Source organism: Campylobacter sp. IFREMER_LSEM_CL908 (genome assembly GCF_025771545.1).
Classification (GTDB): Bacteria; Campylobacterota; Campylobacteria; order Campylobacterales; family Campylobacteraceae; genus Campylobacter_D; species Campylobacter_D lari_D.
This window is the reverse complement of the sequence record NZ_JAKMQK010000005.1, coordinates 39,300-53,074: the sequence shown is the minus strand read 5'-3', so window position 1 is coordinate 53,074 and position 13,775 is coordinate 39,300. Positions and strand designations below refer to the sequence as shown.

Sequence of the window (13,775 nt, the reverse complement as noted above, 5' to 3'; positions counted from 1 at the left end):
TCCTTTTAACTAAATCAAATATAATTTTAAAAAATTAATATTTAAAGATTTTTTATGAATTATACAAAATTACAAGAATTATTGATCAATTTTATAAAAGAACAAGCAAGAGATAAAAATCTCATCTTAGGTTTAAGCGGTGGGATAGATTCAGCTTTAGTAGCTCATCTTTGCAAAAAAGCAGTAGGTGAAAAACTTTTTGTGCTTTTAATGCCTACAAAATATTCTAAAAAAGAAAATTTAGATGATGCATTAATGCTTTGTAAAGATTTGCAAATTCATCATAAGATCATTTATATTGATGAAGTGCTTTGTGCTTATGAAAAAATTTGTCAAGATTTAAGCCATTTACGCTTTGGGAATTTAGCTGCAAGAGTGCGTATGAGCTTGCTTTATGATTATTCAGCCTTGCATAATGCTTTAGTGGTAGGCACTTCTAATAAAAGCGAACTTATGCTTGGTTATGGAACTATTTATGGAGATTTAGCTTGCGCTTTTAATCCTTTAGCTACACTTTATAAAAGTGAAGTTTTCGAGCTTGCTAAATTTATAGGTGTACATGAAAATTTCATACAAAAAGCCCCTAGTGCTGATCTTTGGCCAAATCAAAGCGATGAAAAAGATCTTGGCTATAAATATGAAGTTTTAGATGAAGTTTTAAAAGCTTTAGAAAATAATCAAAGCTTAGAAAATTTTGATGAGAATTTAAAAAATTTAGTCTTAGAGCGTGTGCAAAATAATGCCTTTAAAAGAAAACTTCCAACAACATTAAAGAATACATATGACTTGGCTTGATCGGTATTTTTTTAAACCTAATTTTTTGCAAAAAATTCTAGCCTTTTTGCTTTTACCTTTTAGCTTTTTATATATGATTATAGCTATTTTAAATACTAAATTTAAAAAAGAACTTGATTTTAATTTACCCATTATAAGCATAGGTAATCTAACCCTAGGAGGCAATGGAAAAACTCCCATTTGTAAAGCCATAGCTGCTGAGTTTGAAAATTGTTTTATCATCTTAAGAGGCTATAAAAGACAAAGTGAAGGCTTAATCATCGTTAAACACAAAGATAAAATTTTATGCAGCATTAAAGAAAGTGGCGATGAAGCTATGGAGTATGCACTTACAAAGCACATTAGTGGAGTGATAGTAAGTGAAGATAGAGTTAAAGGCATACAAAAAGCTATCGAACTTGGAGCAAAGATCATACTTTTAGACGATGCTTTTTCTAAATTTCATATTAAAAAACTTAGTATTTTATTACAAAGCAAAGATGAGCCTTTTTTTGATTTTACCCTACCTAGCGGGGCTTATCGTTTGCCAAAATCTTTTGCTAAAAGGGCTGATTTTATAGCTAAAGAAAATGAAGATTTTGTGCGTTATTCTCATGTAAAAGAAAATCAAAAAGCTATTTTAATAAGCTCTATTGCAAAGCCTTTTAGATTATATGAGCATTTTATTAAAGCTAGGGCTTGTTATTTTTTTGCTGATCATTACACTTTTCAAAAAGAAGAATTAGAAAAACTTTTAAAAAAACACAATTGTGACACCTTAATGCTAACCTTTAAAGACTATGTCAAGGTAAAAGATTTTGGCTTTAAAACAGAATTAATTCATCTTGATATTATTTTAAAAGACGGCTTTAAGCAAATTTTGCAAGATTATATTGATAAATTTAACAATAAGGAAAAAAATGTTACTACACTCAACCCAAGATAAAAATCACCAAGTAAGCTTTTCAAAGGCCTTACTTAGCCCTAGTGCACCTAATAATGCTTTATATGCACCACTTAATCTACCAAAGCTTGATAATGAAGCTTTAAAAAATTTAAACTACAAAGAATTAGCTTTAAAAATTATCGCAGCTTTTGATTTTGATTTAGAGCCTGAAGTTTTTGAAAAAGCTTTGAAAACTTATGAGAGTTTTGATGATAAAACCTGCCCTGTTCATTTAAGAAAAATTAATGATAAGCTTTATATTAATGAATTATTTCATGGGCCAACAAGAGCTTTTAAAGACATGGCATTGCAGCCTTTTGGCGTGCTTTTGGAATACTTAAAAAAAGATGATGATTTTTTAATCATGTGTGCTACAAGTGGCGATACAGGACCTGCTACGCTAAAAAGCTTTGAAAATAAAAAAGGCATAAAAGTAGTTTGCATTTACCCAAATGAAGGCACAAGTAAAACTCAAGCTTTACAAATGACACACTCAAATGCAAGCAATTTAAAATCCATAGCCATTGAAGGTAATTTTGATGATGCACAAAATACCTTAAAAACACTTTTAAATGATGAAGATTTTAAAAACACCTTAAAAGAAGAAAAGTTAAGTCTAAGTGCTGCAAATTCAGTTAATTTTGGAAGAATACTTTTTCAAATCATCTATCATTATTATGCTAGCTTAAAAATCGATAAAACAATAGACATTATTGTGCCAAGTGGAAATTTTGGCGATGCTTTGGGGGCTTATTATGCTAAAAAAATGGGAGCAAATATAGGTAAAATTAAAATTGCTTCCAATTCAAACAATATCTTAAGTGAGTTTTTTAATACAGGCAAATATGATTTAAGAAATAAAAGCTTGCAAAAGACTATTTCTCCTGCTATGGATATACTCATATCATCAAATATAGAAAGATTGCTTTTTGATAAATTTAAAGATGAACGCACCAAAGAACTTATGCAAGCTTTAAAGAATGAAAAATATTATGAGCTTAGTCAAAAAGAACTAGAGCTTTTGCAAGAAGACTTTGAAGCTGATTTTTGCAATGATGATGAGTGCATGCAATATATCAAACAATACAGCCACTTAGGACTTTTAGATCCTCATACTTGCACTTGCTTTAAAATGCTTGATTCTAACACTACTACGCTTATTACTTCTACAGCACAATGGAGTAAATTTACCCCAAGTATGTATCAAGCAATTTATAACAAAGAATGTCAAGATGAACAAGCTTGTATGCAAGAACTTGTAAAAGAATTTAAGCAAGAAATTCATCCAAATATCGCAAGCTTATTTACAAGCACACAAAAGCAAAATCAAGTTTGCAAACTCAAAAATCTAAAACAAACTATTATAGAATGGATAAAACAATGATAATCATACCAGCAAGATTAAAATCAAGTCGTTTTGAAAATAAAATTTTATGCGAGATTGATAATTTACCTATGTTTATTTATACAGCTAAAAAAATGCAAGAAGTTGATGAAGTGTGCGTGGCAATTGATGATGAAGAGGTTTTAAAAATAGCACAAAAACACAATATAAAAGCAGTTTTAACAAGCAAAAATCATGAAAGTGGCACTGATAGGATCAACGAAGCTTGTCAAATTTTAAAACTAAATGAAAATGAGTTAATCATTAATGTCCAAGCTGATGAGCCTTTTATAGAAACGCAAAATATTAAAGATTTTAAAGAATTTAGCCAAAAAGCTTTTGAAGATGAGCTTTGTTTTATGAGTAGTTGCTACAAAGAAGTAGATGCGAAAGCTTGTGATGATCCAAATTTGGTTAAAGTAGTTACTGATAGTAATGATTATGCTTTATATTTTTCAAGATCTAAAATTCCTTATGAAAGGGCAAATTATAAACAAAATTTTAAAGCCCACCTTGGAATTTATGCATATAGGGTTAAAAATTTACAAGAATTTTGTACTTTGAAAAACTCAGCTTTGGAAGAATGTGAAAAATTAGAACAATTAAGAGCCTTAGAAAATGGCAAAAAAATCAAAATGTTAAAAATACAAAGTCAAAGCATAGGTATAGATACAAAAGAAGATTACGAGAGGGCTTTGGCTAAATTTGGAGTTAAAAAATGAAAAAAATACTTTTTTTACTAAGCTTATTTTTTACACTTCATGCAAAAGAATTAATCGTAGGTATGGAACTGGCCTACCCTCCTTTTGAAATGAGTGATACTAAAGGCAATCCAAGTGGTATTAGTGTAGAGTTTTTACAAGCCTTTGCTAAGGAAAAAAACTATGATTTAAAAATTCAAAACATAGCTTGGGATGGACTTATACCTGCTTTAAGGACTCAAAAAATAGATCTCATCATGTCTTCTATGAGTATAAGCGAGCAAAGAAAAAAAGTAATAGATTTTACCTTGCCTTATGCTAAGGCAAATTTAGCGATATTAAGCGCTAAAAAATCAAATATTAATTCCATAGAAGATTTAAATCAAAAAGGAAAAATCCTTGCTTTAAAAAGAGGTTCAAGTGCACATTTATATGCTCAAAAAAATCTTAAAAACGCAAAAATCTTAGTATTTGATAAAGAAAATGCAGCCATTTTAGAAGTCATTCAAGCAAAAGCTGATGCTTTTATTTATGATCAAATGAGTATTTATAAAGCATGGAAAAAACATCCTGAGCAAACAAAAGCTATTTTTACCCCTTTTGAAAAAACACCTGAGCAATGGGCCATAGCTTTAAATAAAAACAATACCAAATTAAAAGAAGAGCTCAATGAGTTTATTTTAAAATCTAAAGAAAATGGTCTTTTTGATAAGCTAAGTCAAAAATATCTCAAAGATATGCAAGAAGTTTTTAAAGAACAAAAGCTTGAGTTTTTCTTTTAAGAAAAACTCTTTTCAAGCTTTCTTGAAAACATAGAAATAGGTAAAGTTAAAACCAAATAACAAAGCGCTAAGGGAATATAAATTTCTAAAGTAGAAAAGGTAAAAGCATTAATTTCTTGAGCATTTTGAGTTAATTCTGAAATAGCTATAACGCTTAAAAGAGAGCTATCTTTGATCAAATTACTAAGTTGTCCACTTAGTGGTGCTAAGATATTTTTTAAAGCTTGAGGAAAAATCACACTTTTATAAATTTCAAACTCACTCAAACCTAAAGCCTTAGCACTTTCATATTGCATTTTATCAACACTTAAAATCCCTGCTCTAAATATTTCACAAATATAAGCACTAGCAAATAAAGCTAAAATCAAAACTCCACAAACATAGCGATTATCAAGCCCCAAATTATCTGCAAAAATATAATAAATCAATAAAATTTGCACTAGCAAAGGTGTGCCTCTAATAAGCTCTATAAAAACTCTTGCAAACATATTAAAAAGCACGATTTTACAAAGACTCATATAACACAAAATCAAAGCAAAAATCACACCTACAATCAAAGACAAAACACTAATAAAAAAACTCGTAAAAAAACCTTGTATCATTTTGTCTTTATACTCATAAATTACCATAAAATCAAAATTATAACTAGCACTTAAAAAAGATAAATAAAAAAATAAAAACAATAAAAATGCTAGCAAAAAGGCATTAATAGCAAACACCTTTGGACTGATTTTTTTATGCTCATTAAATTTATTACGCACTATAAAAAGATGATTCAATTCTAGCCTTTATTTTTTATCAAATTTTTTAAGTTTTTCATCATTTAAACTAAGTTCCATCTTACGAATTTCTTCCTCACCGCTACGGACTAATTTTTTATCATATTTAAAATACTTATTTTTAATTTTATTTGGATATTCTAAAGAATTAAGTAGATATTTAAATAAATTTATCCTTGCTTTCTTTTTACTATCTGAATTAATGATCACCCAAGGACATTTTGGTGTATTAGAAGCTAAAAGCATAGAATATTTTGCTAGAGTGTATTTATCCCATAATTCTTGTGATTTTTCATCAACAACAGAAAGTTTGTATTGTTTTAGCGGATCTGTTCTCCTTTGCTCAAAACGCCTTTTTTGCTCTTGTTTGGAAACTGAAAAATAAAATTTAAAAAATAAAATTCCACTATCAAGTAGCATTTCTTCAAAAGAAGACACCTCACGCAAGAATTTTTTATGCTCATTTGGAGTACAAAAGCCCATCACAGGTTCCACCCCTGCTCTATTATACCAAGATCTATCAAAAATCACTATCTCTCCTGCTGCAGGCAAATGTGTCACATAACGCTGAAAATACCACTGAGTTCTTTCCACATCACTTGGTTTTTCAAGTGCTACCACACGACAACCTCTAGGATTTAAATGTTCAATTAATCTTTTAATAGCACCACCTTTTCCTGCTGCATCACGCCCTTCAATTAAAATCAAAACTTTTAATCCTTTATCTTTGACATGATTTTGAAATTTTAAAAGCTCGATTTGTAATCTTCTAAGCTCGCTTTCATACTCAAGTGTTGATTTTTTCACTTTAATAAGAGTAAATTTATCCTTATCCACAACAAACTCCTTAATTTAGGATAATTATTAACTTAAATTTACCACAAATAAGTAAAATAAAACAAATTTAATTTTCAATTTCAAGGAGAAAAATGCGTTTTTTAGCGGTATTTTTTATTTTTTTAAATTTAGCTTTTGCTAACAATGGAGTATTATCACTTAATGAAGCCTTTAAACTCAATACTCACAGCAATAATCAAGGAATTTTTTTAAAAATCAATCTTGCAGATAGAATTTATCTTTATAAAGATCAAATCAAAGTAGAATTAGACTCTAATGATATTACTTCTTTATTAAATTTCCCACAAACTCAAACTAGAGAAAACAAAGAAGTAATTTTTAGCCAACTTGAACTTTTCATACCTCAATTATTATTAGATGATTTTATTAAAAACAACAAAGCAAAACTTTCCCTAGCTTATCAAGGTTGTTCAGAAGAAGGTTTATGCTATCGTCCTGTATATGTAAATTATGAGCTTAATAAACAAAATGGAATTTATGCTATAAAATCCACTAAAGATCAATTTAAAAAGCAAAATGAAGATGAACAAATTGCTAATGATTTAAGTACGCAAAATATATTTGTCACACTTTTGACTTTCTTTGGTTATGGCTTATTACTAGCATTTACTCCTTGCATTTTACCAATGATACCTATTCTTTCTTCATTAATTGCAATGAAGCTCAAAGACAAACCATCTAAAAAACATAGCTTTTATTTATCTTTTATCTATGTCTTTTTTATGTCTTTAGCTTATGCTATAGCAGGTGCTTTAGTAGGCCTTGCAGGGGCTAATGTGCAAGGTTTATTACAACAACCTTGGATTATCATTACTTTTGCAGGCATTTTTGTATTACTTTCACTTTCTATGTTTGGACTTTATGAATTACAATTACCGCTTAAATTTCAAAATTTTATCAATAAAAAAATAGAAGGCAAAAATGGAGTTTTTGGTATAGCTATCATGGGCTTTTTATCAGCTCTTATTGTAGGTCCTTGCGTGGCTGCACCTTTAGCAGGAGCTTTGCTTTATATTACTAATAGTGGTGATGTATTTTTGGGAGGACTTTCTTTATTTGTGATGAGTTTTGGTATGGGCATGCCTTTACTCTTAATAGGTCTTGGAGGAAATCTTTTAAAAAGTGGGGCTTGGATGCTTAAGATAAAGATTTTCTTTGGTTTTATCATGCTCATTATGGCAGTTTGGATGCTAGAAAGAATACTTAGTGCAAATATCATTTTAATGCTTTATGGGGCTATAGGAGTATTTTTTGCTAGTTTTATGGGTTTATTTGATGAAGCTAAAACTAATTTTGATAAATTTAAAAAAGCGAGTATGATTTTAATTTTAGCTTATAGTTTAAGCCTAATTTTAGGCGGATCAATGGGCTCAAAAAGCTTACTAAAACCTCTTGAGTTTAACCTTACTTCAAAAGAAAATAGCCCTAGTTTAAGTTTTAAAACCATTAAAAATTTAAAAGAACTTAAGCAAGAATTACAAAATTCTACCAAACCTGTTATGCTTGAATTTACAGCCGCTTGGTGTGAAAACTGCAAACTCTTAGAAGAATATACTTTTACAGATATAAAAGTACAAAATTTGCTTGCTAATTACACACTTTTAAAAGCAGATGTAACACACAATAGCCAAGAAGATTTAGCTCTTATGAAAGAATTTGGAGTTTTTGGGCCTCCTGTGATGATATTTTTTAACAAAGGCGAGGAAAAAGGACGCATTATAGGCTATGTAGATGCGAATGAGTTTTTAAATAGAGTTCCTTAAAAACTCTATTTAAAATTAATTTTATTTCAAAAAACCTTTCAATCCTTCAAGCTGATACTGCCATAGTTTTTCTATAAAAATTTTAAGTTTTATTGCTAAAAAACCACTAATTGGTTTATGTAAAACCGTGCCAACTGCATAATCCTTTCCGATAGAACAAACAGTATTTCCGCTTATAAAAGAAAATTCTTGCTTAAATTCTTTCTCATCAATCATAGCCATTAAAGCTTTAGCAACATAAACTCCTTCTCTTAATGCAAGCTGAGCTGTTGGAGGATAGGGGGTGTTAGTTTTAGGATTTTTAAATAAACTATTATCACCTATAAAAAAGTATCTTGACGCATTTTCAACATTTAAAGGATGGATAAAAGCATCTACTTCTATACGCGATCTTACACTTGGAAAATCTGAGCTATTTTCTATAACGCTATTACCCCTAACTCCTGCAGTCCAAATGATAGTATTAGCTTTAACAAATTCTCCCCCATCAAGTCTTATACCATTTTTTTCACATTCTATGATTTTAGATTTTTCATATACTTTCACACCAAGTGTCTTTAGCCTTTGCCTTGCTTTTAAAGCCAAACTTTTATCAAACATAGGTAAAATTTGATCCATAGCTTCAATAATAGAAAGTTCTAATTTCTCATAAGCAATTTGCTCTTTTTGGCAAAAGAATTTAAGCTCTTTAGCTAAAGAAGCTACAAATTCAACCCCACTTAAACCCCCACCACAAACTGCGATTTTTAAATCATCTTCATTTTGGGTGGTTTTATAATTTTTTATTTTCTCATATATTATTTCATTAATTTTTAAAGCATTTTCATAATTATCTATACTCAAAGCATATTCTTGCATACCTTTAATACCAAAAGTTTCCTTCGCAAAACCAAGCCCACATACTAAAATATCAAAGTCAAATTCATTATTTTTAGTAAAAACTTTGTCTTTAGAAATTTTTAAAACTTCATCTTGGATAAAGTTGATTTTTGGATTTAATAAAGGCAAAAGATCATATTTTGAACTATAAATATCTTCATTGGAAGCTACTTTGTGTAGTAAAATAGTATGATAATGATAAGAATTGTTATTAATCAAACTCACTTGTGCTTTTTCAAAAAACTCATCAGGTAAGGCTTTTATAGCCGATAAAGTAGCATATCCTGCACCTAAAAACAAAATTTTCTTTTTTTGCATGGATTTTCCTTTAATTTGATAAAAAAATAAATAAAAATTTGGCATAATGGTATTATTTTTTATCTTAAAATATTTTTTATTTAAATTTAGCAAGGAAAAAGCATGCAAAGACAAACTTGGAGCAATACGCTAACTTATATCCTTACAGTAGCAGGAGCGACTATTGGTTTTGGAGCCACTTGGCGTTTTCCATATTTAGTGGGTGAAAATGGAGGTGGTGCTTATGTTTTGGCCTTTTGTATAGCTATGATTTTTATAGGAATTCCTGTGATTTTGGTCGAAAATGTCATAGGAAGACGCAGAATGCTAAATTCAGTCGATGCTTTTGGCGGAAAAACAAACGATGGAGTTAAAATATCTAATTCTTGGCAAAGTGTTGGCTATATGGGACTTTTAGGTAGTTTTGGAATCATGGCTTATTATATGGTAATAGGCGGATGGGTTTTAGCTTATATTTTTAAAATTATCATAGGCGATTTTAATCTTTCAAGTCCCATTAACGCTCAATATACAAGCGAATTTTATAGCTCTACTATAGAAAATAATCCTTTATTAATAGGAATTTTTACTACTATATTTGTGATAATTAATTGGATTATCTTAAAAAAAGGTGTAATTGATGGCATAGAAAAATCAGTAAAATACCTTATGCCATTTTTGTTTATCTGCCTTTTGGTCGTTGTTGCACGCAATTTAACTCTTGAAGGAGCAAGCGAGGGTGTGAAATTTTACCTTACTCCTGATCTTTCTAAAATCACTCCCAAATTGTTTATAGATGTTTTAGGACAAGTATTTTTTGCCCTATCTTTAGGCTTTGGTGTAATGATAACCTTATCATCTCACCTTAAGAAAAATGAGAATTTAATCAAAACTTCTGTTTATACAGGAATTTTAAACACCCTCATAGCAGTGCTTGCTGGATTTATGATTTTCCCTGCTTTATTTAGCGTAGGTTTAACCCCTGATAGTGGGCCATCTTTGGTTTTTAAAACCTTGCCCGTTGCATTTTCACATATACCTTTTGGAAGTATAATTTGCGTGTTTTTCTTTTTGCTTTTAATCATCGCTGCACTTACTACAAGCTTACCAATTTATCAAGTAATCATTAGTGTTTTAGAGGAAAAATTTAAACTAGCTAAAAATACCGCTATTAATCTAACACTTGGAAGTATTTTTGTTTTAGGGAATTTACCATGTATACTTACCTATGGTCCTTTAAGAGATATTACTATCATCAAGGGAAAAAATATTTTTGATAGCTTTGATTTTATTAGTGGAAATATATTCTTTGTTTTAACCGCATTTTTTTGTTGTATTTATGTAGGTTGGGTGCTTAAAAAAGATGCTATTTATGAACTTTCCAATCAAAATATCCTAAAAGGAAGTATTTTTAAACTATGGTATTATTATGTTAAATTTATTATACCTTTGATTATTTTAGTGATTTTTTATTTTGGAATTTTTTAATTTATACTCATAACGCTTTAACATGCTTATATTTCCTTCAAGGCCTCCTTGATGGATATATAAGATTTTTCTACCAAATTGCTCTTTATGAGCTAATAAAGTTTTAAAACCCACCATATCATAAAGCAAATCAAACTCCACTCCACATTCTTTTTTTAAATCCTTATAAAGCTCATAAAATTCTAAATAAGGCTTAGCAAAATGATATTTTTTAGGTGAATTTAATATGGTTAAATTACCAAAATCATAATTTGGCTCTAAGCTTAAAATTTGCTCTTTTAAATATGCACTATCGCCCACACAAGCACATGTAAAAACTTTAAATTTACTATGTTTAGCCAAAAAAGCCGCAGAAGTTCCTGTACCTGAAGGTAAAAAAATACTTACATTTTCATTTAACTGCTCACTAAGCTCTAAGGCTAGTTGCTGGTATCCAAATTCAGCTTCTTTTATAGCCACACCCTCTTCTATAAAAATATCATCATCTTTTTTCAAGGCTAAAGCTTGCAGTCTTCTTGTGGGATAGTTTATATTTTCTATCAACTTCACATTGTGTTTTAATGCAAATTCTAAATTTCCATGGGGATTTTCTTTTAAAAAAGAACTCATTTTTTCACAAACAAAAATGAGCAAAAAATCATTTTCGTAACAAAACTTAGCTAAAGCAACTAAAGCATTACTTTGAGAGGAGCCAAAAGAAATAAATCTTTGTCCTTTTTTAAATAAATGTTTATTTTTTTCAAAAAAGGCTAGTTTTCTAGCCTTATTTCCATTAATATAACCTAGTAAATCATCTCTTTTGAGTAAAAATTCAAAATCTTTGTATTTTAAAACATCAATTCTACTTGCTATCAAGGTATTTTTCAACCTTTTCTAAAGCATTATTTGTATTGATATTAAACTTAATCTCTATTCTACGACTTGCCTCTTTGTCTTCTTTACCATCTTTCATAATCACATCAGAATAAGATCTACCACTTGCCATTAAAAGTTTTTGCAATCTTGGATCTTTGTAAAATGAGTGTATAAAACTCATCACAGCATAAGCTCTTTTTTGTGATAAATCAAGATTATATATATAAGAGCCTGCACTATCTGTGTGACCTTCTATGACTATATTTTCTATACTATTTAAGATATTTTCATCTTTTAAGATATTGTCAAAATACTGTGTTAAAATTGCCTTTAAATTCTCTTTTGCTTGAGCTTTTAGAGTAAAAGAATTTGTATCAAAAAGCACTTCAGAAGGTAAAACTATCGCGCCCGTATTAGAATCTAAGGTAATATTAGTATCAAATTTTGCTTGAAGATTTTTGATAGTATTTTCTTTGATTAATCCTAGTTCTTTGATTTTGCTTTTCGCCTCATCAAAATTACGCTCTAATTCTTTGATTTCCTCATCTTTTTTATTTAATCTTTCAAGTAAAGCAAAAATTTGCTGATCTTTTTCATCTAAACTTGAATTTAAATCTTGATTAAGTTTAGTAATATTAGCTTCTAAAGCTTGTTTTTGTTTGTTGATATTATCAAGTGTACTTGAGGTATTACTTAATTTTTGGCTAAGACTTTTTAAAATATCTTCTTTTTGATTTAATTCTTCTTTATTCTCTCTTAAGCGTTCTTCTTGTTTTTGCAAATTTTCTTTTATGATTTGTAAATCACTTTGAGTTAAAACATACTTAACAACTATAGCTCCAATAAGCAAAATAAATATAAAAAGCAAGCCTGCCATTAAATCTGCATAAGCTATCCAAAAATTATTTTCTTCATTGCTAGAATTATTTTTTATCATCTATTTTTTCATCTTCTTTTTGATTTTCAAGCTTTGCAATAACTTGTGTGGTTTGCTCATCTAATTCTTTGCTTTCTTCTTTAAATTCTTGCATTAGTGAAATTTTTTCGTCAATATTTTTTTCATCTTCATAAGCTTCTTTAAAAGTATGCATACCCTCTATAATACTTGCCCTAAAGCCTTCAAAAAGCTTAGTTTGATTATCAAGCATAAGATTTTGATATTTTTCAATATTATTTGAAAAATTATTTACCTTTTCATCTAAAGCACTCACACTTTTATCTAAATGCACAATCTTATCTGAACTCACATCTAAAAGTCTATTATATTGCTCTGAAATTCTTAAAGTTAGATCTTTTATGTTTGAATTTAACATATTTACCGCATTTGCAATCTCGCTATAAGTTTTAACTATATCTTTTTGCTCTCTTTGGGTTTTAGATAAATCACTCATAGTTTGTTTTACATGCTCACTGCTTAATCTTACAGCTTTTTCTTCAGCATTTACAAGTTCTTGAAAAACTTTGAATTTTCTATCTATTGTATTATCTAGTTCTTTAAAAAATTCCTCATTGCTTACATGTTCAAAAATCGTGCCTATTTTTTCAAAATGTTGCAAACTTTCTTGAAGATATTTTCTATCAATTTCTTCTTTAGACCAGAAAAAATCGCTTGTTGCGTTTTTTTGACGATTTAGAAGTTTTTGGAATTTACTACTACCGTATTTTTCAAAAAATATCCACCAAAGTGCTAAGAAAATTCCATAAATTGATACATAAAAGGCTGTTCCTACTCCATTTAATAAAACTGAAATCTCTTGTTCTAAGCCTGCTGTGTCGCTTGAATTAAAATTTGGCATAGACATGGCTATACTTATAAAAGTTCCTAAAATACCAAGCATAGGAAAAATAGCTGCACCCACAGAAGCAAAATTTTCATTTCTCAAATCTTTCACATAAGCATATGCAAAATCATCAAAACTAGCATTTGACTTTGTTTCTTTACCTATAACTAAAAAATGCTTCATAATATAGCGTTTTAATATCAGCTTAAATTCATCTTTTTGTTGCTCAAAAATACTTGAAGCATAATCAGCGCTATGTCTAGCAAAGATCAAAGCCACTAAAAAGATAATCCCTATCATTACAACACTATGTAATTCTACTTTAAAATCAATCTTTCCAAAATACCCTAAAAGCACTAAAATATACAATATAGCAGGGATAAAAATAATCTTTAAATAAGCAACAATTCCTGTACTACCTTTTCCTTCAGGTAATACAAGATCAGAAAAATCATCAGTTGTTTTAACTTCCATTTTATAAACCTTTG

Annotated in this window: 13 protein-coding genes; 7 read left to right on the top strand and 6 right to left on the bottom strand. The window is 29.1% G+C overall.

Going from position 1 to position 13,775, the window contains the following annotated elements; all coding sequences use genetic code 11:
• Nucleotides 1-54: 54 nt before the first annotated feature.
• The 5 genes from L8U04_RS02890 to L8U04_RS02870 are packed head-to-tail and all read left to right on the top strand — an operon-like array spanning nucleotide 55 to nucleotide 4,587.
• Nucleotides 55-795, top strand: coding sequence for an NAD+ synthase (locus L8U04_RS02890; RefSeq protein ID WP_263673088.1), 741 nt, complete (start codon nucleotides 55-57; stop codon nucleotides 793-795).
• Complete coding sequence (locus L8U04_RS02885) at nucleotides 782-1,720, top strand: tetraacyldisaccharide 4'-kinase (protein ID WP_263676048.1); 939 nt, start codon at nucleotides 782-784, stop codon at nucleotides 1,718-1,720. The genes L8U04_RS02890 and L8U04_RS02885 overlap by 14 nt, the downstream gene beginning before the upstream one ends.
• On the top strand, nucleotides 1,695-3,104 hold the full coding sequence (gene thrC, locus L8U04_RS02880) for a threonine synthase (protein WP_263676049.1): 1,410 nt from the start codon (nucleotides 1,695-1,697) through the stop codon (nucleotides 3,102-3,104). Before L8U04_RS02885 ends, thrC begins: the two co-directional genes overlap by 26 nt.
• Nucleotides 3,101-3,826 (top strand): 3-deoxy-manno-octulosonate cytidylyltransferase, encoded by a 726-nt coding sequence (gene kdsB, locus L8U04_RS02875; RefSeq protein ID WP_263709359.1) that lies wholly within the window; start codon nucleotides 3,101-3,103, stop codon nucleotides 3,824-3,826. The genes thrC and kdsB overlap by 4 nt, the downstream gene beginning before the upstream one ends.
• On the top strand, nucleotides 3,823-4,587 hold the full coding sequence (locus L8U04_RS02870) for a transporter substrate-binding domain-containing protein (protein ID WP_220567099.1): 765 nt from the start codon (nucleotides 3,823-3,825) through the stop codon (nucleotides 4,585-4,587). The genes kdsB and L8U04_RS02870 overlap by 4 nt, the downstream gene beginning before the upstream one ends.
• Here the strand turns inward: L8U04_RS02870 and L8U04_RS02865 are convergent.
• Both L8U04_RS02865 and ppk2 read right to left on the bottom strand, forming a co-directional pair.
• Nucleotides 4,584-5,366: an amino acid ABC transporter permease gene (locus L8U04_RS02865; RefSeq protein ID WP_263709358.1), complete on the bottom strand. Its 783-nt coding sequence runs from the start codon at nucleotides 5,364-5,366 to the stop codon at nucleotides 4,584-4,586. The genes L8U04_RS02870 and L8U04_RS02865 overlap by 4 nt on opposite strands.
• 9 nt (nucleotides 5,367-5,375) lie before the next feature.
• On the bottom strand, nucleotides 5,376-6,218 hold the full coding sequence (gene ppk2 / locus L8U04_RS02860) for a polyphosphate kinase 2 (protein WP_220567128.1): 843 nt from the start codon (nucleotides 6,216-6,218) through the stop codon (nucleotides 5,376-5,378).
• A 77-nt stretch (nucleotides 6,219-6,295) separates the two neighbouring features.
• Here ppk2 and dsbD point away from each other — a divergent pair, with 77 nt between their 5' ends.
• Nucleotides 6,296-7,987, top strand: a complete 1,692-nt coding sequence (dsbD, locus tag L8U04_RS02855) for a protein-disulfide reductase DsbD (RefSeq protein WP_263709357.1) — start codon at nucleotides 6,296-6,298, stop codon at nucleotides 7,985-7,987.
• A 21-nt stretch (nucleotides 7,988-8,008) separates the two neighbouring features.
• On the opposite strand, the gene L8U04_RS02850 is transcribed toward dsbD, so the two are convergent.
• On the bottom strand, nucleotides 8,009-9,184 hold the full coding sequence (locus L8U04_RS02850) for an NAD(P)/FAD-dependent oxidoreductase (protein ID WP_263709356.1): 1,176 nt from the start codon (nucleotides 9,182-9,184) through the stop codon (nucleotides 8,009-8,011).
• Between the two features lie 102 nt (nucleotides 9,185-9,286).
• Here L8U04_RS02850 and L8U04_RS02845 point away from each other — a divergent pair, with 102 nt between their 5' ends.
• Entirely contained in the window at nucleotides 9,287-10,651 is a 1,365-nt protein-coding gene (locus L8U04_RS02845) for a sodium-dependent transporter (protein ID WP_263709355.1), read from the top strand.
• Here the strand turns inward: L8U04_RS02845 and L8U04_RS02840 are convergent.
• From L8U04_RS02840 to L8U04_RS02830, 3 genes are read right to left on the bottom strand one after another with little or no spacing between them, the layout of a single operon-like run.
• Complete coding sequence (locus tag L8U04_RS02840) at nucleotides 10,622-11,506, bottom strand: 1-aminocyclopropane-1-carboxylate deaminase/D-cysteine desulfhydrase (protein ID WP_263661790.1); 885 nt, start codon at nucleotides 11,504-11,506, stop codon at nucleotides 10,622-10,624. The two genes, L8U04_RS02845 and L8U04_RS02840, sit on opposite strands and share 30 nt — an antisense overlap.
• Nucleotides 11,493-12,443: an OmpA family protein gene (locus L8U04_RS02835; RefSeq protein WP_261544824.1), complete on the bottom strand. Its 951-nt coding sequence runs from the start codon at nucleotides 12,441-12,443 to the stop codon at nucleotides 11,493-11,495. The genes L8U04_RS02840 and L8U04_RS02835 overlap by 14 nt, the downstream gene beginning before the upstream one ends.
• The gene (locus tag L8U04_RS02830; protein WP_039626332.1) at nucleotides 12,430-13,761 is read right to left on the bottom strand and encodes a MotA/TolQ/ExbB proton channel family protein; all 1,332 of its coding nucleotides are present in this window, start codon (nucleotides 13,759-13,761) and stop codon (nucleotides 12,430-12,432) included. Before L8U04_RS02830 ends, L8U04_RS02835 begins: the two co-directional genes overlap by 14 nt.
• Nucleotides 13,762-13,775 lie beyond the last annotated feature (14 nt).